This is a genomic window from Pseudomonas sp. AC136 (genome assembly GCF_979258585.1).
In genome coordinates this window covers 2,994,080-3,019,288 of the sequence record NZ_OZ409865.1, presented here as the reverse complement: position 1 = coordinate 3,019,288, position 25,209 = coordinate 2,994,080, and the positions used below count along the sequence as shown (strand labels likewise).

Here is a 25,209-nt window from a genome sequence, read left to right as displayed (position 1 = left end):
GCCCAACGCTAGCCCCTCACAAAACTTCAAACTTTTCCCCGCCTCGCCACTCACACCTCAGTACACCGAGACGCCGGCCGTTAGAGCCTGCGCTACCGACCGTTCTGCTGATGGAGAGTGAAAAATGACTGTTGTTCTGATGACCGACGTGGCCACGCTGCGTCAACGCGCGCGCCAGCACATTGAAGAAGGCGCGATTACCGAGGGCTACTCGGCCAACCGCGAAGAAGTGATCAAGCTGCTCAACACCGCGCTGGCCACCGAGCTGGTGTGCTACCTGCGCTACAAACGCCACTACTTCATGGCCACCGGCCTGAAAGCCAGCGCCGCTGCCGCCGAGTTCCTCGAGCACGCCCAACAAGAGCTGGCGCATTCGGACCAACTGGCCGAGCGCATCATGCAGCTGGGCGGCGAGCCGGACTTCAATCCAGCAAGCCTGACCGAGCGCTCCCACGCCGAATACGTGGAAGGCGCGACGCTGAAAGAGATGATTACCGAAGACCTGGTGGCCGAACGTATCGCCATCGACAGCTACCGGGAAATCATCAACTACCTGGGCAACGACGACCCGACTTCGCGCCGCCTGTTTGAAGAGATTCTGGCGCAGGAAGAAGAGCATGCGGATGATCTGGCGGATCTGTTGAAGGATTCTTGAGGATAGGCGTTGTGCCTTGCCCTCACCCCTAGCCCCTCTCCCCAAGGGAGAGGGGAACTGAGCGGCGACTCGGTTAACTCCCCTCGCCCGCTTGCGGGAGAGGGGCTGGGGGAGAGGGCCGGGGCAAACGCAGAACTAAAAATCCCCCCACAACTGCTGCGCCACGCTCAACGCCACCACCGGCGCCGTCTCCGTGCGTAACACCCTCGGCCCTAACCGCGCCGCCTGAAACCCCCGGCCCTGCGCCTGGGCCACTTCGGCGTCCGACAAACCGCCCTCCGGCCCAATCAGAAACGCCAGCGACTGCGGTTTGTCATGGCTGGTCAGTGGCTCGGCCACGGGGTGCAGCACGAGTTTCAAGTCGGCCTGGGCCTGCTCAAGCCACTGCGCTAAAACAACCGGCGGATGAATCACCGGCAACACCGAACGCCCACACTGCTCGCACGCACTGATCGCCACTTGCCGCCAGTGCTCCAGGCGTTTGTCTTCCCGCTCGCCTTTCAGGCGCACCTCGCAGCGTTCGCTAACGATGGGCGTGATCTCGTTGGCGCCCAATTCCGTGGCTTTCTGAATCGCCCAGTCCATGCGCTCGCCGCGAGACAGCCCCTGGCCCAGATGAATATGCAGCGGCGATGGCGCTTGTCCCGGCAGCGCTTCGCGCAGTTCCACGCGCACGTTCTTTTTGCCTACTTCAATCAGCTCGCCAAGAAACTCCTGGCCGCTGCCGTCAAACAGCTGCACCGCATCGCCAACGGCATGACGCAGCACGCGGCCGATGTAGTGCGCCTGGGTTTCTGGCAGGTCGTGCTGGCCGATAGAGAGGGGGGCATCAATAAAGAATCGGGAGAGGCGCATGGCGAAAACGGCAGTCGGCGATAGGGGCGGCAAGCATAGCCCAGAGCGTGTTTGAAATTCTCGTTCGCGCACGCGGTGCGCGCTTCAAATAGCCGGGAAAAGTTCATCGATGCCCCGGTAATACTTCGGATAACGCTAACTAATGTAAGTGTTTTGAAGTCTGCGAAAGTTGATTAACTGAATGTCGGAAGCGTGCACACGATTTAATAGGAAAACACTTGTTTATCAGCTGTATAGATCGCTTTCGGTGCGCTAACAAAGTGCCGTTTTATGACTTGTCCGACCCGACAAATTACACCTCAGTCGTCAACTTTCCGCGCCACGCGCGTTGGCGTAATAGCACGTCAATGTGTCGTGAATTGAACAGGGCGTAACGCGCGAACATGGGGCAATGAATGGGGCTTTTGTTAGGCCCATGGGTAACTCGGCCAGCGGCGCGGATTGCATCTCCCACCGCAAAGACTGAGCGAGCGGGCGGTGCATCAGGTGGCCGCCACGCTCAACCCATTTGAATGACGCCCGGGCGCTGGTGCGGGTGCATGCCGACACATTCACTTCATGGGGACGACACGATGAAACTGAAACACACCGGATTGGCACTGGCGGCGGCGAGCGCCAGCGTTTTCACCTTGTCCGCAGCGCAAGCCGGGCAGGCCGATTCCAAAGGCTTTGTGGAAGACAGCTCGCTCGACCTGATTTCGCGCAACCTCTACTGGAACATGGACCGCCACGACCGCGGCACCGGCGATAACCGCGAATGGGGCCAAGGCTTCCAATTGGATTACGTGTCTGGCTTCACCCAGGGCACTGTGGGTTTTGGCGTCGACATGAGCGCCTACGCGGGCATCAAGCTCGACAGCGGCGGTGGACGCGCCGGCTCGAAAATGTTCCCGCAGGACTCCGACGGCAATTCCGAAGACGACTTCTCGTCCCTGGGCGGCGCGGTGAAAGTTCGCCTCTCCAATACCACGCTGAAATACGGCGACCTGCGCCCGTACAACCCGGTTATCGCCATGGCCGACGCGCGCCTGGTCCCGGCCACTGCAACCGGCTTTCAACTGAACAGTGCCGAAGTCAAAGGCCTGAAAGTCGACGCCGGTCACTTCACCTCGTCCAAAGACAACAACCAGTCCGGCAGCCACGACGGTTTCTATGCGGGCTATGCCGGCAAGGAAGGCGGCGACGTCACCTTTCTCGGCGCCACCTACAGCGTCACCGACACCCTAAGCGTCACCGGCTACGGCTCCGAATATGAAGACCTGTGGAAGCAGTACTACGGCAACGCCAACTACGTGATGGCGCTGAGTGACGACCAGTCGCTGAGCTTCGACTTCAACATTTACCGCACCCTCGACGAGGGCAAATCGCTGGCGGGCACCATCGACACTACCGCCTGGTCGTTCGCCACCGGCTACACCTTTGGCGCGCACACCGTGACGCTGGCCTTCCAGAAAAACCACGGCGACCAGCCGTTCGATTACTTGGTACTGGGCGGCGGCGTTTTCCAGGACTCCATCTACCTGGCCAACTCCATGCAACTGGTCGACTTCAACGGCCCGCGCGAAGAGTCCTGGCGTTTGGGTTACAACCTGAACATGGCCACCTACGGCGTGCCGGGCCTGACCTTCTACGCCGGCTATACCCGTGGCGACAACGTGGACGGCAGCCACATGGATGCCAGCAGTCCTTACAACTACTACGCCGACAACGAGAAACATTGGGAGCGGGATCTGTCGGTTAAATACGTGGTGCAAGATGGGCCGGCGAAGGACTTGTCCTTCCGCGTGCGGCAAGCCACGCACCGTATTTCCGGGACCTCGGATGTGGATTCCGATCAGGTTCGTCTGATCATCGAGTATCCGTTGAGCATTTTGTAAGGGCTGAAACGCATCGAGGCTGAAGCCTCTCCTACAGGTTTTCGTTTTCTGTAGGAGAGGCTTCAGCCTCGATTTTTTTACGGCGAACAGCTGCTAAATCGGCAACGCCATATAGAACTGCGAACCCTTACCGGGCCGCGAATACACGCTGATTCGCCCGCCATGCAACTGCACGATTTCCTTGCACAAGGCCAAGCCCAACCCGGCGCCGCCTTTGCGTTTGCCGATCTGCACAAACGGCTCGAAAATGCGCGCTTGCTGGCTGAAGTCGATGCCTTCGCCGAAGTCCTGCACGCTGATGATCAGGCGTTCGCCATGGCGCCGCGCTTGCACCTGAATTTCGCTGCCGCTGATGCTGTGCCGTAGGGCGTTAGCAATGAGGTTATCGAGCACGCGCTCGATCTGCTGGCGATCGATATTCACCTGCGTAAGCGGCTCCAGCACTTCCACCACGATATTGATATCGCGCTCGCTGGCTTTGGCGGCGAAGCGTTGTTGCGTTTGGCCGATCAGCTCGTGCAGGTCGCACGGGGCGCGTTCCAGCTTTTGAAGGCCGTTCTGGTAGCGCGAGAAGTTCAGCAGGTCGGTGATGAGCTGCACCAGCCGCGCCATCTCTTCGTCGACGGTGCGAATCAGGTCTGCTTCGCGTGATTCCTCGCCAAACTTCAACCGCTCCTGCAACAGGCTGAAGGCCATGTGCATGCCCGTCACGGGCGTGCGCAGCTCATGGGAGGCGCGCAGCACAAACTCCATGCGGATGCGCTCGAAGGCGCGCTGTTCGGTAACGTCGCGCAGCACCATCACGGCGCCCACCGTGCGACCGTCGATGTGATGCACCGGGGTCAGCGCCCACGCCAGCAGGCGTTTTTCACCGGCGGTTTCAATCAGCAAATCTTCCGGCACCTGCTCAAGCTGTTTGCCGCTAAGCACCAGGCTTACGGCTTCATCCAGTTCCGGGCGATTGATCACCGCGCCAAAACTTTTGCCCAGCAGGTCGTGCTCCCAGAACAACTGGCGGATGGCAACCGGGTTGGCGTGCTCGATGTTGCCGTTGACGTCGATGATCACCAGGCCGTCGTCGATGCTGTCGAGCACCGCTTGCAGACGTTTCTGACTGGCGAGCAAGGCCTCGACGTTGGTTTCCTTGAGCTGGCGCAGGGCATCGGCCATCAGCCCGAAACGGCGGCTGAGCAGGGCCATTTCGCTGACCGAAGACACCGGTAACGCCACGTCGAAATCGCCCTGGCTGATTTTGTCGGCGGCAGTGGCGAGCGCTTCGATGGGGCCGCCAAAACGGCGGGCAATGCTTTGTGCCGTCAGCAGCCCGATCAGCAGCACGGCACCGCCCAACAGGCTCAGGAGCAGGGCGATCAGCCTGGCCCGATCGCGTGCCTGGGCTTCGGCCATGGTCACGTTGTTAATGGCGACCTGCTGCACTTCGAGCATTTGCTTGCGCACGTCGTTGAAGGCCTGGCTGACGGTGTCGTCGTCGTTGACACCACCATTGGCCGGGTCGGCCGCGTCGAGAGTCACCTGAAACTCGCTGTAGGCTTTCTCGATGCGCTCAAACCCTTCACGGTCGTGGCGGTTTTCCAGGTCCAGGCTTTCTTCCAGCAGATTGCGAAATTGCGCCTGAGAAGCGCGCAGTGCCGTCATGTCCGGTTTAACGCTGAGCATGATGGTCAGCTGGTCGCCAAAGCTGGTGCGCAGGCGTTGGCTGAGGTCGATGGTGGCGAAGCTGTTCTGGATCAGGCCTTCCTGGGTTTGGGCCATGCGCAACACGCTGACCACCCCCAGCAGCAAGCCCAACAGCGCGACGGTGATCAACGCTGAGAAGCTCAGGAAGAACCGCGTTCGCAGGGTCATGGCTGGCTTCATAGGTTGTACTGTTTGCGTTTGCGATAGAGCGTCGAGGCGTCGATGCCCAGGGTTTTGGCGGCTTGGTCAAGGGTGTCGCTGGTGGCCAACACGGCGGCGATGTGGGCTTTTTCCAGGTCTTCCAGGCTCAGGTCGGCGCCGACCCGTGGGGCATTGCTGCTGGTGGGCGCAACCAGGCCGAGGTGGCTGACATCCACCAACTCTTGCGGGCAGATGATGCTTGCCCGCTCGATGACGTTGCGCAGCTCGCGAATGTTGCCCGGCCATTGATAGTCGAGCAGGGCGTTGCGCGCTTCTTCGGTAAAGGCGCGGGCAGGGCGCGCGTAGTCTTTCACAAAGCGGGCGAGGAACCGCTCGGCCAGCATCAGCACGTCGTCGGCGCGCTCGCGCAGCGGCGGCAGCTTGAGGGTGATGACGTTCAGGCGATAGAGCAGGTCTTCACGGAACTTGCCCTCACGCACCATAGCGTCGAGGTCGAGGTTGGTGGCCGCAACGATGCGCACGTCGGCGCGACGGGTCACCGGGTCGCCGACCCGTTCGTATTCTTTGTCCTGAATAAAGCGCAGCAACTTGGGTTGCAGGCTCAGGGGGAAGTCGCCGATTTCGTCCAGGAACAGGGTGCCGCCATCGGCCTGGCTGACGCGGCCGAGGGTGCTTTCGCTGGCGCCGGTAAAGGCGCCACGGCTGTGACCGAACAGCTCGCTTTCCATCAGCTCGGCAGTGAGCGAGGGGCAGTTGATGGTGACCGAGCCTTTCTTCGAGCGTTGGCTCCAGCCGTGAATGGCGCGGGCCAATTCACCTTTACCGGTACCGGATTCGCCAAGGATCAGAATGTTGGCGTCGGTGCCAGCCACCTGCCGGGCGGTTTCCAGCACGGCCATCATTGCCGGGCTGTGGGAGTCGAGGTCGTCGCCTGGCTTGCGCGCTTGGCCTTCCAACTGTTCAAGGCGCGCGGCCAGGGAACGGATTTCCAACTGCTTGGCGGCGACCATGCGCAGTTGGTCCGGGCTGCACGGCTTGACGAGGTAGTCGCTGGCGCCGGCTTGCATGGCGTCCACGGCGGTGTCGATGGCCGAGTGCGCGGTGACGATGATCACGCGCATCCACGGCGCTTGCAGGCGCATCTGCGCCAGCACTTCCAGGCCGTTGTCCTCACCCAGGCGCAGGTCCAGCAGGCACAGGTCGAACACCTGGCGTTGCAGCAGGGTGTCAGCCTGCATGGCGCTGGTCGCGGTGGCTACGGTGTAGCCCTCGTCTTCCAGGCAATAGCGGAACGTACGAAGAATTGCCGACTCATCATCGACCAATAAAATGCGGCCATTTTTCGGGCTGGGAGCTTCCATGTGTGTTCTCAGATCGGTTGCAGTGAGCGTTAGTCACGGAAAGTACGGGCAAGTTCGTGCAACTTGCACGGTGGATTTAAACCCATCCTGCAAGCTGCATGGCGGAGCGTCTCGCTTAGACCGGTTAACCTGTTGTTTTTAAACGAAATAAAAAGTTTTAAAAAGCTGGCACAGCGCTTGCGATATCCCTTGCAACAGGCCAAGAACGGCCCTAGACCGAGAGGAAATCATCATGAGCAGTCGCACCAGCCAACTGAACGAACTGATCGAAATCACCCGTGACGGTCAGCGGTTTTACGAGCACGCCCGCACCGAGGTCAAAGACCCGCAGCTGCAGGCCCTGTTCCGCGACATGTCGCAAGCCAAAATCCAGGTGATTCAGGCGCTGGCCGTGAAAGTAGCCGCCAACCACGAGACCCCCGCTCAGGGCGGCACCGTGATGGGCAAGCTGCGTCAGGTTTACGCCGACACCAAAGCCAGCATGTCCAAAGATGAAGGCGCCGCTTATGTCGCCGAACTGGAAGACACCGAAGACCGCATCCTGCATGCCTTCGAAGACGCCATGGAAGATGCTGACCCGGATCTGCGCGCCGCCCTGGCCGTAGAAATGCCGAAAGTGCGCGCGTGCCACGACCGTATGCGTGAACTGAAGCATTCGCTGAAGTAAGCCGGCTTCGGTGAGCGTTGGGCTTCGCTGCGCTCAACCCAACCTACGACCTTTCTTGATTCGTAGAGTGGGCTGAGCGAGGCGAAGCCCAACCGCCCGCCACCGCAGGTTTTGTTTTAACCAGGCTGTACCGAATTTTTTAACGCAATACGAAACAAGGAACCTGAACCAAGCCAGAAGGCCGTGGTTCCAACCCAGTAAGGGTTCCTGACAAACAGGGTTTCGAACCCGAACCAAACGTAAGGAGAGACATCATGTTGAGTTGGGCCATTACCTTTCTGATCATCGCCATCGTCGCAGCAGTGTTGGGCTTTGGTGGTATTGCGGGCACCGCAACCGGCATCGCGAAAATTCTCTTTGTCGTGTTCCTGGTGATGTTCGTTGTTTCGCTGATCTTCGGCCGTCGCGGTCGAGTCTGACGCCATCAGCGCCACACCAAAACGCCCTCGTTAGAGGGCGTTTTTTTATGCCTGCGTTTTAGCGCGCAGCCCTGCGTTCAAGGCTTGAAGTTGCGTGCATCTTTGGCCCATACGTCCAGCACCGGGGCGAGGTCTTTCACCGTCAGTTGCGTGGTGTCGTTTTCCAGCCGCAGCCCGGTGCCCTTACGGACCACTTCGGCGACCGGCTTGCCCGTCGCGCCATCCAGCGCCTGCATTTCTACAAAGATGGTGGTGTCTTCATCGCGCGTGCCCGCTGCCGCCGTAGCCGCCGCGACAGCCAGCGCGATCGGGATGACTTCATAGAACTGCAAACCCTTGGCCGAGGTGTCGACGGCGGTAATGGCTGAACGCAGCACCAAGGTGTCGGCGTCGGCTTGGTTGACGATGCGCAAACGGCCTGCCAGTTCGCGTTTCATGGCCTGTTGCAGGTAGGTGGAAATGTCATTCAGTGCTTTCTGACTGACCTGCTCATTGGGCTTGGGCGCCGGGTAGAACTGCGGCTTTTCCACCAGCACGGAGCTGTAGTGGTTGAGGTCCAGGCCCGGCTTGGTCCAGCGCAGCACGGGCGCGCCACTGGCCGAAGTCGCCGGTTTGAGAATGGAATAGTCCGACAAAAAACCCGAGTACTGCTCAGGCTGAGTGGTAGAGCTGGAGCAACCCGCCATGAGCAAAGCGCTGCTCAGGGCAAAACTGGCGATCAATCGTTTAGTCATCCTTGAAACTCCTAAGCGAAACGTGAACCGGTGCGCACCGGCGGGCACTGCTGGCGAAGTGAGCCTAGCTGAGAAAAATGACCGTGCTGGTGCGGGTGTCGGTGGCAATGCAGCAAAGGGCGCCGCTATCATCTGCGGCACATCAAGAGGACGAACCATGCTCAACGGCTTGTGGCTGAGCTTTTTCATTGTTGCCGCCATTGCGGCGTTATCGCAGTGGTTGGTGGGCGGCAACGCCGGCGTGTTTGCGGCCATGGTCGAAGGCCTGTTCGCCATGGCCAAACTCTCGGTCGAGGTGATGGTGTTGCTGTTCGGCACCCTTACGCTGTGGCTCGGCTTTTTGCGCATCGCCGAGAAGGCCGGCATCGTCGATTGGCTGGCCCGCATGCTGGGCCCATTGTTCCGCCGCCTGATGCCCGAAGTGCCGCCAGGCCATCCGGCCTTGGGGCTGATCACCATGAACTTTGCCGCCAACGCCCTGGGCCTGGACAACGCCGCCACACCCATTGGCCTTAAAGCCATGCGCGCCCTGCAGGAACTCAACCCCAGCAGCACCACCGCGAGCAATGCGCAGATTCTGTTTCTGGTCCTCAACGCCTCGTCGCTGACCCTGTTGCCCGTGACCATCTTTATGTACCGCGCCCAGCAGGGCGCGCCGGACCCGACCCTGGTATTTCTGCCGATTCTGCTTGCCACCAGCGCCTCGACGCTGGTCGGTTTGCTCTCGGTGGCGGTGATGCAGCGCCTGCGCCTCTGGGACCCTGTAGTGCTCGCGTACCTGATTCCGGGCGCCTTGTTGCTCGGCGGCTTTATGGCGCTGTTGGCCGGGTTGTCGGCCACGGCGCTGGCCGGCTTGTCGTCGTTGCTGGGCAATCTGACCCTGTTCGGTTTGATTCTGCTGTTCGTGCTGGTCGGCGCGCTGCGCAAAGTGCCGGTGTACGAAACCTTCGTCGAAGGCGCCAAAGAAGGCTTCGACGTAGCCAAAAGCTTGCTGCCGTATCTGGTCGCCATGCTCTGCGCCGTCGGCGTATTGCGCGCCTCGGGGGCGTTGGATTTCGGCCTGGACGGCATTCGTTGGCTGGTCGAACAGCTGGGTTGGGACAACCGTTTTGTCGACGCCTTGCCCACGGCGCTGGTGAAACCGTTCTCCGGCAGCGCGGCGCGCGCGATGCTGATTGAAACCATGCAAAGCCAAGGCGTCGACAGCTTCCCCGCGTTGGTGGCGGCGACGATTCAAGGCAGTACGGAAACCACCTTCTACGTGCTGGCCGTGTATTTCGGCGCCGTCGGCATTCAGCGCGCGCGGCACGCCGTGGGCTGTGCGCTGCTGGCGGAATTTGCCGGCGTGGTGGCGGCCATTTCGGTGTGCTACTGGTTTTTCGGCGGCTAACGGGCCGCACGACGAGACGCCATGCAGGCGACGGCACGCTGACTAAACTCAGCCCATCGCCAACGCGCTTTGGGGTGGGTTATGTCTCTACGTTCGGTCAGTGTGGGTCTGCGTAACTTCATCGGCTTTGGCGTGTTGACGCTGTGCTTGTTGGTCACAGGTGGCGTCGCGCTCACCGAGTTGTCGAGCCTGCGTACCGATTTGATGGAAGTGAAAGACGTCTGGATGGGCGGTCTGGACTTGATGGCCAAGATCAAATCCGACCGCCAACTGATGCGCCTGGATGAAAACGAAATCGTCGCTCAGCCCAACGAGTTGACGTCGCTCGGCGCGGAAATCCGCACCATCACCGACCGCGTGCACGGCTACGACAAAGAGTACGAAGGCACGATCATTCTCGATGAAGACCGGCGCCTGTTCGGCGACTACGAAACCAAAAGCGACGCGTACGAAAACGCCCTCGACGCCGTGCTGGCAGGCATGGCCAGTGGCGGTGTGACGCCAGCGGTGGCAGCTCAATCTGAGCAAGCCTTCGATGCTTTGATTGCCTCGCTTGACGCACTGATCGCCCTCAACAACCGGGGCGCCGCCGAAGCGGGGTCGCGTGCCGAAGCCAGTGCCAACAACGCCACCGTGACCTTCAGCCTGATTCTGCTGGCCAGCGTTATTTTCACCGTGATTGCCGCCGTGCTGCTCAGCCGCAGCATCACCCGGCCGCTGGCGGTTCTGGCGGCGTCGGCCGAGCGCATTGCCGCCGGTGACCTCAGCCAGCCGGTGCCGGCTGAAGGCGCCGATGAGGTGACCCAGGTGCAGCGCTCGCTTGGCGGCATGCAAGGCACGCTGCGCGAAACCCTGCTGAACATCCAGAACTCCGCCACCCAACTCGCCTCGGCGGCCGAGCAGCTGCATGCGGTAACCGACGATTCTTCGCGCGGCATTACCCGGCAAAACGACGAAATTCAGATGGCCGCCACGGCGGTGACCGAGATGTCTGCCGCCGTCGACGAAGTGGCGCGCAACGCCAACCACACTTCCGACACGTCACGCGAAGCCCAGGAAACCGCCCAGGCCGGGCGCGAGCAGGTAAGCAGTACGCGAAACACCATCGAGCAACTGACAGACCGCTTGAACATCACCTCGACCACCATCGCCACGCTCGCCGACGAGGCCATCGCCATCGGCCGTGTGCTGGAAGTGATCCGCACCATTGCCGAACAAACCAACCTGCTGGCCTTGAACGCTGCCATTGAGGCGGCGCGCGCCGGTGATCAGGGCCGTGGGTTTGCGGTGGTGGCAGACGAAGTGCGCGCGCTGGCCCAGCGCACCCAAACCAGTACGCAGGAAATTGAGCGGATGATCAGCGCCATCCAAACCGCCAGCCAGCAGTCGGTGAGTGCGATGGAACAAAGCAGCGAATACGCCAGCCGCAGCCAGATCATGGCCAGCCAGGCCGATAGCGCGTTGCAACTGATCGCCGAGCGCGTCAACCAGATCAACGACATGAACCTGGTGATCGCCAGCGCGGCTGAGGAGCAAGCGAGCGTGGCGCGGGAAGTGGACCGCAACCTGGTCGCCATCCGCGACATCGCCGAACAGAACGCCACGGGTGCGCATGAGACGTCGGTGGCGAGTGATCAACTGGCTAAGTTGGCGAGTGATTTGAACGGGATGGTGCAGCGGTTTCGGTTGTAGCTAAGGGAGGAGGGTGGGCCAGAGGTCGGACCAGGTTGGGTTGGTGGATTCGATGAGGTTGATCTTCCACTCGCGTCGCCATTTTTTGAGCTGCTTTTCGCGGGCTATGGCAGTAAGCATGTGCTCGTGGACTTCGTAATACACGAGGCGGTGAACGTTGTAGGTTTTGCTGAAGCCGGGCATGGCTTCGGCTCGATGCTGCCAGATGCGTTGGACTGGGTTTGAAGTGACACCGATGTAAAGCGTGCCGTTTTTCTGGCTGGCGAGTATGTAGACCGTGGGAATCCTTTCCATGAGGTTTGTTCGTGTTTGAGGGGGCGCTTAGGTTTGTCGCTCGGCGCTGAAGGGGGAATCGGCCGGGTCCCTTTGTCCGACGGAAGATTCTGGATCCCGAATCGTCGGACCGCCGCGTTCGCGAGGATGACGGTGAAGGGGCAAACACCTCCGTCATCCTCGCGAACGCGGGGATCCAGTCTTTGGAAGGAGGGTGCGGCGTCCGGCTCGCGGTAGTTTGCGAAGGGCATGAGCGCAAGGCTTCTTTAACCCTCCGTCATCCTCGCGAACGCGGGGATCCAGGCTTTGGAAGGAGGGTGCGGCGTCCGGCTCGCGGTAGTTTGCGAAGGGCATGAGCGCAAGGCTTCTTTAACCCTCCGTCATCCTCGCGAACGCGGGGATCCAGTCTTTGGAAGGAAGGTGCGGCGTCCGGCTCGCGGTAGTTTGCGAAGGGCATGAACGCAAGGCTTCTTTAACCCACCGTCATCCTCGCGAACGCGGGGATCCAGGCTATTGAACCGAAGTGCCATCGCAAGAAAAAAGTGGCAACCCAACCCCTAAGGCGTCACCTCAAACCGCAACACCCCGATCACCTGCCCATCCTCAGTCAACACCCGCACCTCCCAATCCCCTTCCACTTCCTGCGGAAAGTTCTGTTTGTGCGTCCACGACCGATACCCCTTCGCCCGCCCGCCGCTGATGTCCAGGGCGATGCGGTCCATCTCTTCGCCGTTGTGGCGCCATACGTGGTAGATGCGTTCAGCCAAACCACGCGGCGCATTGATGGCGGTGTAGGCGTACAGACCTTTGGTGCGCAGATCATTGGCGGTCATGGTGCTCAGGCTTTCCCCCGGCGCGCGGTTGAAGTCGTCCAGTTCGGTGGTCACGGCCACTTCGGTCAGCCAAAGCGTGGCCGGCGGCACCCATGAGCGCAGCAACCAACCCGCACCGCCCAGCGCCAGGGTCAGGCCGATGAGCGCCAAACCACGCCACCAGCGTTGAATAGGAAAGGTCACCAGCAAACTGGGAAAAGACAGCGCCACCGCAATGCCCAGCGCCAGCTTGTAACTCTGCGCGGTGGTCAGGTGCAGGATGATGGGCAGCGCCGTCAGCAGCGCGGCGAACAGGGTCAGGGTGTGCATGGCCAGGTATAGCCAGCGGCGCGGGGCCAGCCATTTGTTGTAGATGGGGTCGATGATGCTCACCAGGCCGGCACAGGCCAGCAACCCGGTGAACATCAATTGCCCGCTGTTCCAGGTGGTGGTGATGATGAAAAACGGCAGCACGAAGAACAGGCTTTCCTGGTGGATCATCTGCGTCAGGTAACGCACCAGAGGTTGCGGCAGTTCGCGGCCAAAGAGCCTGGCGAACACGCGGGTCACGACGCTTTCCAGGGTCAGCCATAGCCAGCTGATTAGCAGCATTACCGCAATGGGCGTGGCCAGCCGCGCTTGGCGGTCGACAAGCATGAAGCTCAAGGCGCCCGAGATAAAACCGAATGCCGCCACCACGCCGGGGTAGCGTTGCAGCAGCGCAATAACGGCGAGTGCGCGGTTTTTCCAGGTGTTTATCACGGCGGCAGACCGGCAGGTTGAAAAGCAGGAGCGCAGAATACGGGCGGACACAGCGGGGGTCCATGGTGGCGCTTTAAGTAGGAGTGCGGCGCGCTGATTACGTTGCGCTTGTTTGCGTGGCGGCGGCGCTGGCGCAATTGGCCACCGCCGCTGGCCGCCGTTGCCACTGTTGCCCGCCCGTTTGCGCCCGTACAGTGCGGCGGGCTAAAACAAAAATAAAGGGCCCGTTTATGAATTACGACGCGAGTTCTCAACTCATCCTCGGCCTGGTGCTGGCGGCGCTGATTTTCGGCGTGTCGCTGGAACTTCGCGTGGCGCAATTTCGCGCCATCGTGCGGCACCCGCAACCGGTGCTCGCCGGCATGTTGGGTCAATGCCTGCTGCTGCCCTGGCTCACGCTGCTGGTGACCTTGCTGGTCGACTTGCACCCTGGGCTGGAACTCGGCCTGCTGTTAGTGGCCTGCTGCCCCGGCGGCAATCTCTCCAATGTGATGACCCACCTGGCGCGCGGCAACACGGCCCTGTCGATGAGCATGACGGCGCTGTCCAGCCTGCTGGCGCTGGTGCTGTTGCCGCTCAATTTCGCGCTGACCAGCGCCTGCAACCCCGAAGCGTCCGCCTACCTGGCTGAGCGCTTGAGCAGCCTGCACGTCGATCACCTGAGCATCATCCTCAACCTGCTGTGGCTGCTCGGTCTGCCGCTGGCGCTGGGCATGTTGGTGGGCAACCTGTGGCCCCACGTGGCCGAGCGCATCATGCCGTGGTTCAAGCGCTTCGCCTTGCTCGCCTTCGCGTTTTTCGTGGTTGGCGCGTTGGCAAGCAATTGGAAAATGTTCACCGCCTCGCTCGGCTTGGTGCTGGTGTTGGTGGTGGTACACAACGCCAGCGCCATCGTGCTCGGTTGGTTGATGGCGAAGTTGGCGCGCCAGCGCGGCGCCAATTTGCGGGCCATGGTTATCGAGATTTCCATGCACAACTCCGGGCTTGCCTTGGGGCTGATCTTTTCCCAGTTTGGTGGCGAGGCCAACATGGCCCTCGTCGCAGCGCTGTGGGGCACCTGGCATCTGGTCAGCGGGTTGCTGCTGGTGCTGTTCTGGCGCAATCGCCCGCTGGCGGTGGCCGGCGCTGACAAGGAGACGCTGACATGCGCGTCCTGATTACCGGCGCGGCAGGTTTTATCGGCCAGCAACTGCTTAACGACCTGGCGGCGCAGCATCCCAAATGGACGTTGATCGCCGCCGACATCCGCTCACAAACCACGCAGGGTTTGAAAATGAATGTCGAGCCGGTGTTGCTCGATATCAGCCAGCCGAACCAGGTGCGCGAATGCGTGGCGGCGTGGAAGCCCGAGGCGATTGTTCATTTGGCGTCGGTGGTCACGCCGCCGCGCGGCATGAGCGACGCGCAGCTGCATGCGATTGATGTCGGCGGCACCCGCTCGATTGTTGAAGCGGCAGTGGCCAGCAGCGTGAAGCAGCTGATCGTCACCAGCTCCGGCGCGGCGTATGGCTATTTCCCGGAAAACGCCGAGTGGATCGACGAAAACGATCCGCTGCGCGGCCACCCGCATTTCGCTTACGCCAAGCACAAGCAGGAAGTGGAGGTGTTGCTGGCCAACGCCCGCCGCCATCATCCGCAGCTGCACCAGCTGGTGCTGCGGCCAGGCACGATTTTGGGTAAGCGGGTGAACAACCAGATCACCGACATGTTCAGCAAGCGCGCCGTGCTCGGTATTAAAGGCAGTGACAGCCGCTTTGTTTTTATCTGGGATCAGGACGTGGTCAGCATCATTCGCAAAGGCCTGGAAACCCATGCGCAAGGCATTTTTAACCTGGCCGGCGACGGCGCCCTGAGCCTGCGCGAGATTGCCGCGCTGCTGGGCAAGCCGTATCGGCCGTTGCCGGCCGGCCTGATCCGCAACGCCTTGCGCATTCTTAAACCGTTGGGGCTGAGCCAGTACGGCCCGGAGCAACTCGACTTTCTGCGCTACCGGCCGGTGCTGAGTAACCGCCGTTTGAAAGAAGAGTTCGGCTATCAACCGCGCTACAGCAGCCGCGAAGCCTTTATGGCGTTTTTGGCTGCACGCAACGGCTAAGGCTTCGCGGCGCTTGCTTAGGCGCGCTTCAGCGTCTTGACGCCTTCGGCGGTGCCCAGCAACAACAGATCGGCACCGCGCGCGGCGAACAAGCCGTTGGTGACCACGCCGACGATGGCGTTTATCTGGGTTTCCAGCTCCGCCGGGTTGGTGATCTGCATGTTCATCACATCCAGAATGATGTTGCCGTTGTCGGTAATCACGCCCTCGCGGTACACCGGGTCGCCGCCCAGTTTCACTAATTCGCGGGCGACATGGCTGCGGGCCATGGGAATGACCTCTACCGGCAAGGGGAAATTGCCCAGCACCGGCACCAGCTTGCTGCCGTCGGCAATGCAGATAAATGTTTGCGCCACGGCGGCGACGATTTTCTCGCGGGTCAGGGCAGCGCCACCGCCTTTGATCAGGTTCAGGTGCTCGTCGCTTTCGTCGGCGCCGTCGATGTAGAACTCCAGGTCGCTCACGCTGTTGAGTTCATACACCGCGATGCCATGGCCTTTGAGGCGCGCGGCGGTGGCTTCGGAGCTGGCGACGGCGCCATCGAAAGCGCCTTTGTGCTTGGCCAGCGCGTCGATAAAACAGTTAGCCGTCGAGCCGGTGCCGACGCCGACGATGCTCTTGTCATTGAGCTTCGGAAGAATGAAGTCAACGGCCGCCTGGGCCACGGCTTGCTTGAGTTGATCCTGAGTCATCGCGGGTTCTGCGCCTGAAGGTAAACGGGGAGGCGCGGATTATAGCCTTGGCGCCGGGTCGGGTGGCGCCAACATAGACGCCCAACAACAAGCCCCCGGTGGCCGCAGGCCAGAGCGCTGGAGTAGACTGGCCGACCCGCCCTGTAAGCCAAAGATGCCGCCATGCTTGAACAGTACGTGAAGAAAATCCTGACCTCGCGCGTCTATGACGTCGCGGTGGAAACCCCGTTGCAGCCCGCGCGCCAGTTGTCGGATCGCCTGGGCAATCAGATTCTGCTCAAGCGCGAAGATTTGCAGCCGGTTTACTCGTTCAAAATTCGCGGCGCGTACAACAAGCTGGCGCAGCTCAGCGCCGAAGAACTCGCCCGCGGCGTGGTTACCGCTTCGGCCGGCAACCATGCGCAAGGCCTGGCATTGGCCGCCAAACACCTGGGCGTTAAAGCCACCATCGTGATGCCGCGCACCACGCCCGAGCTGAAGGTTAACGGCGTGCGCAGTCGCGGCGGCCGCGTGGTGCTGCATGGTGACGCCTTCCCCGAGGCGCTGGCCCATTCGCTCAAGTTGGTCGAGGAAAAAGGCTACGTCTATATCCACCCGTACGACGATGAGTACGTCATCGCCGGCCAGGGTACGGTGGCAATGGAAATTCTTCGCCAGCAGCCCGGCGCGATCGAGGCCATTTTTATCCCGGTCGGCGGCGGCGGGCTGATTGCTGGGATGGCCGCCTACGTGAAGTACCTGCGTCCGGAGATCAAGATCATCGGCGTCGAGCCAGACGACTCCAACTGCCTGCAAGCCGCCTTGGCGGCGGGCGAGCGGGTGGTGCTGAGCCAGGTGGGCCTGTTCGCCGACGGCGTGGCGGTGGCGCAGATCGGCAAGCTGAACTTCGACATCTGCCGCGAGCACGTCGACGAGGTCATCACCGTCAGCACCGATGAAATCTGCGCGGCGATCAAAGACATCTACGACGACACCCGCTCGATCACCGAGCCGTCTGGCGCCTTGGCCGTGGCGGGCATCAAGAAGTACGTCGAGCGTGAAGGCGTGACTGGCAAGGTACTGGTGGGCATCGACTCTGGCGCCAACGTGAACTTCGACCGCCTGCGCCATGTGGCCGAGCGCGCCGAACTGGGCGAGGGCCGCGAGGCGATCATTGCCGTGACCATTCCGGAAAAGCCCGGCAGCTTCAAAGCGTTCTGCGAAGCCATCGGCAAGCGCCAGATCACCGAATTCAACTACCGCTACCACACCGACAAAGAAGCGCACATTTTCGTCGGCGTGCAGACGCACCCGGATACCGATCCGCGTTCGGCGCTGGTGGAAGGGCTGCGCGCCCAGGGCTTTCCGGTGCTCGACCTGACCGACAACGAACTGGCCAAGCTGCACATTCGCCACGCCGTGGGCGGCCATGCGGCGGCGGTGCCGGACGAAAGCGTGTTCCGTTTCGAATTCCCGGAACGGCCGGGTGCGCTGTTCAACTTTCTCACCAAGCTGGGCGGGCGCTGGAATATCACCATGTTCCACTACCGCAACCACGGCGCCGCCGATGGCCGCGTGCTGGCAGCGCTGCAAGTGCCGGAAGACGAGCGTCATCTGCTGCCGGCCGCGTTGGAGGAAATCGGCTATCCGTACTGGGATGAAAGCGCCAATCCGGCCTACAAGCTGTTTCTTGGTTAATTAATGATCAGATGCGCAGCCGCCATTGGGCGGCATGGGCACGCCTGACAGGGACGCGACATGGAACATTATCTGCTCTTCAAAATTCTCCACGCCGCCGTGGCCGTGCTGCTGCCGCTGGGCGTGATCGCCCATATCTTTATGCTCTGGAAAGCCCAGCGTCGCGGCGACTTGGCCGTGCTGCAACGCAAAGTGCGCCGCACCCGCGTGATGAGCCTGCCGGTGTTCGCCGTGCTGGCCGCCACGCTGCCGGTGAGTGGCTTTTACCTGGTGCACATCGCCGGCTGGCCGCTGAGCCAGTTGTGGCTGCTGGTCAGTTCGGTGCTGTTTATCGTGCTGTTTATTGTCGGCCTGTTGCTGTCGGGCCGCCTGGCCGCGTGGGAAGTGCTGGGCCCGGTGGCCGCGCCGCAACGGTTGCAGCGCTTTGCGCTGGTGTACGGGGTGTTGATTCTGGTGTTGCTGGTGGCGATTCTTGGCCTGATGGGCGCCAAGCCGGCGTAAGAAAAAGCAAAAACTCGAGGCTAAAGCCTCTCCCACAAGGGGCGCGGTCCTTGTAGGAGAGGCTTTAGCCTCGATGCCGTTGAGATCAGCCGCGCAGGCTAATCACCGGCCAACCCCGGCGCTCAGCTTCGGCGCGCAGCGTGGGGTCCGGGTCAACGGCGAACGGGTTGGCGACTTTCTCCAGCAGCGGCAAATCGTTCATCGAGTCGCTGTAGAAGTAGCTGTCGTCCAGGTTCAGGCCGGTTTCTTCCAGCCAGCGGTTCAGTCGCGTCACTTTCCCTTCTTTAAAGCACGGCACGTCGGTGGTGCGCCCGCTGTAGCGGCCGTTGGCCATCTCGCATTCGGTGGCCAGCAGCGTGTCGACGCCTAAGCGCGCGGCAATCGGGCCGGTGACGAAACGGTTGGTGGCGGTGATGATCACCAGCTTGTCGCCCGCCGCGCGGTGCTTCTCCAGCAACGCCAAAGCGGGCGCGAGGATGATCGGCTCAACGCAATCGCGCATGAACTCGCGGTGCCATTGATCCAATTGGGCCATGTCGGTGCGGCCGAGAATTTCCAGGCTGAAGTTCAGGTAGTCGGTGATGTTCAGCTTGCCGGCCAGGTAATCCTGATAAAACTCGTCGTTGCGCGCTTTGTAAGTAGCTCCGTCGAGGAAGCCGCGCTCGCACAGGTAATCGCCCCAGGCGTGATCGCTGTCGCCAGCCAGAAGGGTGTTATCGAGGTCGAACAGGGCCAGGCGCATACGTAATCTCGCTTTACAGATATCAAAAAGTTGACGGCTCAAGGGACGGTGAAACCGAGCGTAGTCGTTTTCCCAAGGGCGGAACAATACGGGGTTTGAAGGCACCTGCCCATAAGGTTGGAAGGCGCGTTGCTGGCATCACGACCTTTGTGAAAGAATGCAAAAACATGCGTTTACGAGGTTGTGCCGTGATCGATTCTGATGGTTTTCGCCCGAATGTCGGCATCATTCTTACCAATGATGTTGGGCAAGTGCTCTGGGCTCGTCGTATCAATCAGGACGCCTGGCAGTTTCCGCAAGGCGGCATCAATGACAACGAGTCCCCCGAAGAAGCGCTGTATCGCGAATTGAACGAAGAAGTCGGGTTGGAGCAGGAAGATGTGCAGATTCTTGCCTGCACCCGCGGTTGGTTGCGGTATCGTCTGCCGCAGCGCTTGGTCCGTACTCACAGTCAGCCGTTGTGCATCGGGCAAAAGCAGAAGTGGTTTCTGCTGCGCCTGAAATCCGCCGAAGAGCGGGTGCGCATGGACCTGACTAACAAACCTGAATTCGATGGCTGGAAGTGGGTAAGTTATTGGTACCCGCTGGGCCAGGTTGTGACATTCAAGCGTGAGGTGTACCGCCGCGCATTGAAGGAATTGGCGCCGCGCCTTCTCGCGCGAGATTGACGATGCAAGCTATAAGACCGACCTAGGAGTTCACCTCGAGCCATGCTCAACACGCTGCGCAAGATCGTCCAGGAAGTGAACAGCGCCAAAGACCTCAAGTCGGCGTTGACGATCATTGTGCAGCGGGTAAAAGACGCCATGGGCAGCCAGGTGTGCTCCGTTTACCTGCTCGACCCCGAAACCAATCGCTTCGTGCTGATGGCCACCGAGGGCTTGAACAAGCGCTCCATTGGCAAAGTCAGCATGTCGCCCAGCGAAGGTCTGGTCGGCCTGGTGGGCACGCGCGAAGAACCGCTGAACCTCGAAAACGCCGCCGACCATCCTCGCTACCGCTACTTCGCCGAAACCGGTGAAGAGCGCTACGCCTCCTTTCTCGGCGCGCCGATCATTCACCACCGGCGGGTGATGGGCGTTTTGGTTATTCAGCAAAAAGAGCGTCGCCAGTTCGACGAGGGCGAAGAAGCCTTCCTGGTGACCATGAGCGCCCAGCTCGCCGGCGTTATCGCCCACGCTGAGGCCACCGGTTCCATCCGGGGTCTGGGCCGTCAGGGCAAAGGCATTCAAGAGGCAAAATTCACTGGCGTGCCGGGCTCGCCGGGCGCTGCCGTGGGTACGGCGGTGGTGGTATTGCCGCCTGCTGACCTTGAGGTGGTGCCCGACAAAACCGTTTCCGATATCGCCGCCGAACTGCTGCTGTTCAATCAGGCCCTGGAGCGCGTGCGCGCCGACATGCGTGCGCTGTCTGCCAAGCTCGCCACGCAACTGCGGCCGGAAGAGCGCGCGCTGTTCGACGTGTACCTGATGATGCTCGACGACGCGGCCCTCGGCGGCGAAGTAACCACCGTGATCAAAACCGGTCAGTGGGCGCAGGGCGCGTTGCGCCAAGTGGTGGGCGAGCACGTCAACCGCTTCGGTTTGATGGACGACGCCTACCTGCGCGAGCGCGCCTCCGACGTCAAAGACCTCGGCCGCCGCCTGCTCAGCTACCTGCAACAAGCGCGTCAGCAGAACCTGGTTTACCCCGACAACACCATTCTGGTCAGCGAAGAGCTGACCCCGGCCATGCTCGGCGAAGTGCCGGAAGGCAAGCTGGTGGGCCTGGTCTCGGTACTCGGTTCGGGTAACTCCCACGTTGCGATTTTTGCCCGCGCCATGGGTATTCCCACGGTGATGGGTGCGGTCGATCTGCCGTATTCGAAAATCGACGGCATTCAGCTGATCGTCGACGGCTACCACGGTGAAGTGTTCACCAACCCCAGCGACGTGCTGCGCAAGCAATACGTTGAAGTGGTGGAAGAAGAACGCCAGCTCACCCAGGGTTTGGCGGCGCTGCGCGAATTGCCGTGCGAGACCCTCGACGGCCACCGCATGCCGCTGTGGGTGAACACCGGTCTGCTGGCCGACGTGGTGCGCGCCCAGGAGCGCGGCGCTGAAGGCGTTGGCCTGTACCGTACCGAAGTGCCCTTCATCATGAAAGAGCGCTTCCCCAGCGAAAAAGAACAGCTGGCCATCTACCGCGAGCAGTTGGCCGCTTTCCATCCGCTGCCGGTGACCATGCGCAGCCTGGACATCGGCGGCGACAAGGCGCTGTCGTACTTTCCGATCAAAGAAGACAACCCGTTCCTGGGCTGGCGCGGCATTCGCGTCACCCTCGACCACCCGGAAATTTTCCTGGTGCAGACCCGCGCCATGCTCAAGGCGAGCGAAGGCCTGGATAACCTGCGCATTCTGCTGCCGATGATTTCCGGCACCCACGAACTGGAAGAAGCGCTGCACCTTATCCACAGGGCGTGGGGCGAGGTGCGCGACGAAGGCACCGACGTACCGCTGCCGCCAGTCGGCGTGATGATTGAAGTGCCGGCCGCCGTTTACCAAGTGCGCGAGTTGGCGCGGCAGGTGGATTTCCTCTCCGTGGGCTCCAACGACCTGACCCAATATCTGCTCGCCGTCGACCGCAACAACCCGCGGGTCGCCGATCTCTACGATTTCCTCCATCCCGCCGTATTGCAGGCGCTGAAGCTGGTCGTCGACGGCGCTCACGCCGAAGGCAAGCCTGTGAGCATTTGTGGCGAGATGGCCGGCGACCCGTCGTCCGCCGTGTTGCTGATGGCCATGGGTTTTGACGGCCTGTCGATGAACGCCACCAACCTGCCGAAGGTGAAATGGCTGCTGCGTCAGATCAGCCTGGGTAAGGCCAAAGAGCTGCTGGCGCAGATCATGACCATCGACAATCCACAGGTTATCCACAGCACCTTGCACCTGGCGCTGCGCAATCTTGGCTTGAGCCGCGTGCTTAACCCGGCGTCGGTCATTCAGTCTTAAAGCCTCTCCCGGCGAAAACCGGGAGAGCGTCTTCAGTCTTCCAGCCGCACCTCACCCAAATGCCCGCCGTAGGGCCCAAAGCTGCGCTCGATCAGCACGCGTTTGCCGTCTGCTTGCGTGATCAGGACCGTGCAGGCGCGTGTGCCGTAGGTGCGGCTGGCGATAAACACGGTCGACAGCAATTGCTCGGTGGCCAGGCCAATCCCGGTGTCGGGCAGTGCCGTGTCGGGTGGGCGTTGCGAGTCGGTGAGAATGGAAAACAGCGCCTCGGGCTCAGGCGCATCGAGTAGCTCGTTCAGCGCGGCTTTGGCTCTATCGAGCTTCGGCCACGGCGTGTCCAGGCTGTCGTTTGACAGGCCGTACACACCCGGCGGCAGCAAGCGCGGTTGGCCTTCGCGGGAGTTGAAAAACCACACGCCGTCGCGGTCGCCCAGCAGCAGATTGAAGCCCGAATAATTGCCCGCGCGTTCCGCCAGGTCGTCCAGATACGCAGCCGGCGGCAGGTCGCTGCGTAAGAACTCCGCGACCAATTCGCCGCGTGAACGGCCGAGCGGGGGCTGGCGGGGGTCGCGAATATTGGTCAGCGCGGCAAAGCGACCGGCACTGCCGATGCCCAGCCAACTGCCGCCCGCTTCCAAGTCGCGTCCGGCGAGTACGTGTGGTGCATCTTCCCAGGGGGCTAGCGGCAGGGCAGGTCGGTCATAGAATTCATCACGGTTGGCAGCCAGCACCAACGGCTGGTCGTGGCCAGGGCGCCACGCGAAAACAATCAGGCACATCACCCATTCCTTAATCGGCAGACAACTGGCGCAGTGGCTCTGCGTACAGGTACTCCCGTGCCGGGAGGCTAGCTCACTTTACCCAAGCCGGTAGGACGCTTCCATTGCGGGCCGGTGAAAAATCTACAGCCCGGCGGCATCTCTGGAGAGCCAAGGTGGCTTCCGTTACCATGCCGCATTGTTTTCGGGGGTGCCGATGGAATTCCTGCTCTATTTGCTGCTGGGTGCCGGGGCCGGTGTGCTGGCCGGGCTGTTCGGCGTGGGCGGCGGCATCATCATTGTTCCCGTGCTGGTTTTCAGTTTCACCGCGCAAGGCTTCGACCCGGCCATCCTCACGCAGATGGCAGTTGGCACCTCCTTGGCCACCATCATTTTCACCTCCATCAACGCCGTTCGTGAGCACCACCGCAAAGGCGCGGTGAACTGGACGATCGTGCGCTGGATGGGCCTGGGCATTGTCGTCGGCGCCGGCCTTGGCGCCCTGACGGCCAAATCGATTCACGGCGAATACCTGCAAAAAATCATCGGTGTGTTTGCCATCGCCGTGGCCATTCAAATGGCCTTCTCGTTGAAGCCCAAAGCTACGCGTGGCGTGCCCGGCAAAACCGGCCTCGGTGCAGCGGGTGCGTTGATCGGCTGGGCGTCGGCGATTTTTGGCGTCGGCGGCGGCTCCATGACCGTGCCGTTCCTGAGCTGGCGCAGCGTGCCGATGCAGCAGGCGGTGGCCACTTCGTCGGCGTGCGGCTTTCCCATCGCCCTGGCCAGCGCGCTGAGTTTTATCCTATTGGGCTGGCATGACCCACGGTTGCCAAGTTGGAGCCTGGGCTTCGTCTACTTGCCGGCTTTGTTGGGCATCGCCCTGACCAGTATGTTTTTCGCCCGTTACGGCGTGCGCCTGGCCCATCGGCTGTCGCCGGTGTTGCTCAAGCGCCTGTTCGCCCTGCTGCTTGTCAGCGTGGGTTTGAGTTTCTTGATTTAAGGAGTCCACATGCTGGCTTACCCGAATATCGACCCGGTGGCCCTGGCCATCGGCCCGCTGAAAATCCACTGGTACGGTTTGATGTACCTGGTGGGCATCGGCGGTGCCTGGTGGCTGGCTTCGCGCCGGCTGGAGCGTTTCGACGCCACCTGGACCAAAGAAAAACTCTCCGACCTGGTGTTCTGGGCGTCGATGGGCGTAATCGTCGGTGGGCGTTTGGGTTACGTGCTGTTCTACGATCTGCCGGCCTACATCGCCAACCCGCTGCTGATTCTGGAAGTGTGGCGCGGCGGCATGTCGTTCCATGGCGGCTTTATCGGCGTGATGCTGGCGATGCTCTGGTTTGGCCGCCGCAACGGCAAAAGCTTCTTCGAGCTGATGGACTTTATCGCGCCGCTGGTGCCGATCGGCCTGGGTGCCGGGCGTATCGGCAACTTCATCAACGCCGAACTCTGGGGCAAGGCCACCGACGTGCCGTGGGCCATGATTTTCCCCACCGACCCGGCGCAACTGCCGCGTCACCCCTCGCAGCTGTATCAGTTCGCCCTTGAAGGCGTGGCGCTGTTCGCCATTCTCTGGTTCTACTCGCGCAAGCCACGGCCAACCATGGCTATCTCCGGCATGTTCGCGCTGTTCTACGGCATCTTCCGTTTTATCGTTGAGTTCGTCCGCGTGCCGGACGCGCAGTTGGGCTACCTCGCCTGGGGCTGGCTGACCATGGGCCAGGTGCTGTGCGTGCCGATGATCGTCGCTGGCCTGGCCCTGGTCGTCTGGGCCCACCGCCGCGCGCCCGTGGTTGCCAAAGGAGTCGTGCAATGAAGCAATACCTCGACATGATGCGCCTGGTGCGCGAGACCGGGACCTTCAAGGCCGACCGCACCGGCACCGGCACGTACAGCCTGTTTGCCCACCAGATGCGCTTCAACCTGGCCGATGGTTTTCCGCTGGTGACCACCAAGAAGTGCCACCTGAAATCCATCATTCACGAGCTGCTGTGGTTCCTTCAGGGCGACACCAACATCAAGTACCTGAAAGACAACGGCGTGCGAATCTGGGACGAATGGGCCGACGAAAACGGCGACCTCGGCCCGGTGTACGGCTACCAATGGCGCAACTGGCCGGCGCCCAATGGTGAGTCGGTGGACCAGATCAGCAAGCTGATCGAGATGATCAAAAAGAACCCGGATTCGCGCCGCCTGATGGTTTCGGCCTGGAACCCGGCGTTGGTCGACCAGATGGCGTTGCCGCCGTGCCACGCGCTGTTCCAGTTCTATGTCGCCGACGGCAAGCTCAGCTGCCAGCTGTACCAGCGCTCGGCGGATATCTTCCTTTTATACCCCCAGTCAGAATCTGCACATTACGCAGCAGCAGCGTAGAAATCCCTCCTTGCGAAGCGG

General features: G+C 61.5%; 23 protein-coding genes and 1 pseudogene. 15 read left to right on the top strand and 9 right to left on the bottom strand.

Annotated features, from left to right (window positions below):
• The first annotated feature begins 124 nt into the window (after window positions 1-124).
• Window positions 125-655 (top strand): ferritin-like domain-containing protein, encoded by a 531-nt coding sequence (locus ACZZZU_RS13540; RefSeq protein ID WP_122492092.1) that lies wholly within the window; start codon window positions 125-127, stop codon window positions 653-655.
• A 135-nt stretch (window positions 656-790) separates the two neighbouring features.
• Here ACZZZU_RS13540 and ACZZZU_RS13535 read toward each other — a convergent pair whose 3' ends face one another.
• Window positions 791-1,510 carry a 16S rRNA (uracil(1498)-N(3))-methyltransferase gene (locus tag ACZZZU_RS13535; RefSeq protein WP_463550900.1) on the bottom strand — a complete coding sequence of 240 codons (720 nt, stop codon included), beginning with the start codon at window positions 1,508-1,510 and terminating at the stop codon, window positions 791-793.
• Window positions 1,511-2,082: 572 nt separating this feature from the next.
• Between ACZZZU_RS13535 and ACZZZU_RS13530 the strand changes: the two genes are divergently transcribed.
• Window positions 2,083-3,387 (top strand): OprD family porin, encoded by a 1,305-nt coding sequence (locus ACZZZU_RS13530; RefSeq protein WP_463550899.1) that lies wholly within the window; start codon window positions 2,083-2,085, stop codon window positions 3,385-3,387.
• A 93-nt stretch (window positions 3,388-3,480) separates the two neighbouring features.
• Here ACZZZU_RS13530 and ACZZZU_RS13525 read toward each other — a convergent pair whose 3' ends face one another.
• Together ACZZZU_RS13525 and algB are read right to left on the bottom strand one after the other, a co-directional pair.
• On the bottom strand, window positions 3,481-5,265 hold the full coding sequence (locus tag ACZZZU_RS13525; RefSeq protein WP_463550898.1) for a KinB sensor domain-containing domain: 1,785 nt from the start codon (window positions 5,263-5,265) through the stop codon (window positions 3,481-3,483).
• On the bottom strand, window positions 5,262-6,608 hold the full coding sequence (gene algB / locus ACZZZU_RS13520; protein WP_122492088.1) for a sigma-54-dependent response regulator transcription factor AlgB: 1,347 nt from the start codon (window positions 6,606-6,608) through the stop codon (window positions 5,262-5,264). Before algB ends, ACZZZU_RS13525 begins: the two co-directional genes overlap by 4 nt.
• 232 nt (window positions 6,609-6,840) lie before the next feature.
• On the opposite strand from algB, the gene ACZZZU_RS13515 reads away from it, so the two are divergent.
• Together ACZZZU_RS13515 and ACZZZU_RS13510 are read left to right on the top strand one after the other, a co-directional pair.
• Window positions 6,841-7,275 carry a PA2169 family four-helix-bundle protein gene (locus tag ACZZZU_RS13515; protein ID WP_463384170.1) on the top strand — a complete coding sequence of 145 codons (435 nt, stop codon included), beginning with the start codon at window positions 6,841-6,843 and terminating at the stop codon, window positions 7,273-7,275.
• A 254-nt stretch (window positions 7,276-7,529) separates the two neighbouring features.
• Window positions 7,530-7,694, top strand: a complete 165-nt coding sequence (locus tag ACZZZU_RS13510) for a DUF1328 family protein (RefSeq protein ID WP_110615871.1) — start codon at window positions 7,530-7,532, stop codon at window positions 7,692-7,694.
• 77 nt (window positions 7,695-7,771) lie between these two features.
• On the opposite strand, the gene ACZZZU_RS13505 is transcribed toward ACZZZU_RS13510, so the two are convergent.
• Window positions 7,772-8,428, bottom strand: coding sequence for a DUF3313 domain-containing protein (locus tag ACZZZU_RS13505; RefSeq protein ID WP_463550897.1), 657 nt, complete (start codon window positions 8,426-8,428; stop codon window positions 7,772-7,774).
• 157 nt (window positions 8,429-8,585) lie between these two features.
• Between ACZZZU_RS13505 and ACZZZU_RS13500 the strand changes: the two genes are divergently transcribed.
• Together ACZZZU_RS13500 and ACZZZU_RS13495 are read left to right on the top strand one after the other, a co-directional pair.
• Window positions 8,586-9,818 carry a nucleoside recognition domain-containing protein gene (locus tag ACZZZU_RS13500; protein WP_463550896.1) on the top strand — a complete coding sequence of 411 codons (1,233 nt, stop codon included), beginning with the start codon at window positions 8,586-8,588 and terminating at the stop codon, window positions 9,816-9,818.
• A gap of 81 nt (window positions 9,819-9,899) precedes the next feature.
• Window positions 9,900-11,510: a HAMP domain-containing methyl-accepting chemotaxis protein gene (locus ACZZZU_RS13495; protein ID WP_122691094.1), complete on the top strand. Its 1,611-nt coding sequence runs from the start codon at window positions 9,900-9,902 to the stop codon at window positions 11,508-11,510.
• Here ACZZZU_RS13495 and ACZZZU_RS13490 read toward each other — a convergent pair whose 3' ends face one another.
• Window positions 11,511-11,804 (bottom strand): GIY-YIG nuclease family protein, encoded by a 294-nt coding sequence (locus ACZZZU_RS13490; RefSeq protein ID WP_463550895.1) that lies wholly within the window; start codon window positions 11,802-11,804, stop codon window positions 11,511-11,513.
• Between the two features lie 536 nt (window positions 11,805-12,340).
• Window positions 12,341-13,354, bottom strand: coding sequence for a DUF5924 family protein (locus ACZZZU_RS13485; protein ID WP_463552137.1), 1,014 nt, complete (start codon window positions 13,352-13,354; stop codon window positions 12,341-12,343).
• 233 nt (window positions 13,355-13,587) lie between these two features.
• Here ACZZZU_RS13485 and ACZZZU_RS13480 point away from each other — a divergent pair, with 233 nt between their 5' ends.
• Complete coding sequence (locus tag ACZZZU_RS13480; RefSeq protein WP_463550894.1) at window positions 13,588-14,514, top strand: bile acid:sodium symporter family protein; 927 nt, start codon at window positions 13,588-13,590, stop codon at window positions 14,512-14,514.
• Window positions 14,502-15,452: an SDR family oxidoreductase gene (locus ACZZZU_RS13475; protein ID WP_463550893.1), complete on the top strand. Its 951-nt coding sequence runs from the start codon at window positions 14,502-14,504 to the stop codon at window positions 15,450-15,452. The genes ACZZZU_RS13480 and ACZZZU_RS13475 overlap by 13 nt, the downstream gene beginning before the upstream one ends.
• A 17-nt stretch (window positions 15,453-15,469) precedes the next feature.
• On the opposite strand, the gene rpiA is transcribed toward ACZZZU_RS13475, so the two are convergent.
• Entirely contained in the window at window positions 15,470-16,144 is a 675-nt protein-coding gene (rpiA, locus tag ACZZZU_RS13470; protein WP_122492081.1) for a ribose-5-phosphate isomerase RpiA, read from the bottom strand.
• Between the two features lie 162 nt (window positions 16,145-16,306).
• On the opposite strand from rpiA, the gene ilvA reads away from it, so the two are divergent.
• Together ilvA and ACZZZU_RS13460 are read left to right on the top strand one after the other, a co-directional pair.
• Entirely contained in the window at window positions 16,307-17,821 is a 1,515-nt protein-coding gene (gene ilvA / locus ACZZZU_RS13465; protein ID WP_463550892.1) for a threonine ammonia-lyase, biosynthetic, read from the top strand.
• A gap of 60 nt (window positions 17,822-17,881) precedes the next feature.
• Entirely contained in the window at window positions 17,882-18,322 is a 441-nt protein-coding gene (locus ACZZZU_RS13460) for a DUF2269 family protein (RefSeq protein ID WP_463550891.1), read from the top strand.
• Between the two features lie 85 nt (window positions 18,323-18,407).
• Here the strand turns inward: ACZZZU_RS13460 and ACZZZU_RS13455 are convergent, their stop codons facing one another.
• Window positions 18,408-19,064 carry a histidinol-phosphatase gene (locus tag ACZZZU_RS13455; protein ID WP_463550890.1) on the bottom strand — a complete coding sequence of 219 codons (657 nt, stop codon included), beginning with the start codon at window positions 19,062-19,064 and terminating at the stop codon, window positions 18,408-18,410.
• Between the two features lie 188 nt (window positions 19,065-19,252).
• On the opposite strand from ACZZZU_RS13455, the gene ACZZZU_RS13450 reads away from it, so the two are divergent.
• The gene (locus tag ACZZZU_RS13450; RefSeq protein WP_122492078.1) at window positions 19,253-19,732 is read left to right on the top strand and encodes an RNA pyrophosphohydrolase; all 480 of its coding nucleotides are present in this window, start codon (window positions 19,253-19,255) and stop codon (window positions 19,730-19,732) included.
• Window positions 19,733-19,774: 42 nt separating this feature from the next.
• Complete coding sequence (gene ptsP, locus ACZZZU_RS13445) at window positions 19,775-22,054, top strand: phosphoenolpyruvate--protein phosphotransferase (RefSeq protein ID WP_122492077.1); 2,280 nt, start codon at window positions 19,775-19,777, stop codon at window positions 22,052-22,054.
• Window positions 22,055-22,086: 32 nt separating this feature from the next.
• Here ptsP and ACZZZU_RS13440 read toward each other — a convergent pair whose 3' ends face one another.
• Entirely contained in the window at window positions 22,087-22,833 is a 747-nt protein-coding gene (locus ACZZZU_RS13440) for an NRDE family protein (protein WP_463384160.1), read from the bottom strand.
• 196 nt (window positions 22,834-23,029) lie between these two features.
• Between ACZZZU_RS13440 and ACZZZU_RS13435 the strand changes: the two genes are divergently transcribed.
• From ACZZZU_RS13435 to ACZZZU_RS13425, 3 genes and pseudogenes are all read left to right on the top strand, one after another.
• The gene (locus tag ACZZZU_RS13435) at window positions 23,030-23,812 is read left to right on the top strand and encodes a sulfite exporter TauE/SafE family protein (protein ID WP_463550889.1); all 783 of its coding nucleotides are present in this window, start codon (window positions 23,030-23,032) and stop codon (window positions 23,810-23,812) included.
• 9 nt (window positions 23,813-23,821) lie between these two features.
• Window positions 23,822-24,631 (top strand): prolipoprotein diacylglyceryl transferase, encoded by an 810-nt coding sequence (gene lgt, locus ACZZZU_RS13430; RefSeq protein ID WP_122492074.1) that lies wholly within the window; start codon window positions 23,822-23,824, stop codon window positions 24,629-24,631.
• Window positions 24,628-25,152, top strand: a pseudogene (locus ACZZZU_RS13425) (thymidylate synthase); the annotation flags it as partial. The gene lgt and the pseudogene ACZZZU_RS13425, both read left to right, overlap by 4 nt.
• Window positions 25,153-25,209: the final 57 nt, after the last annotated feature.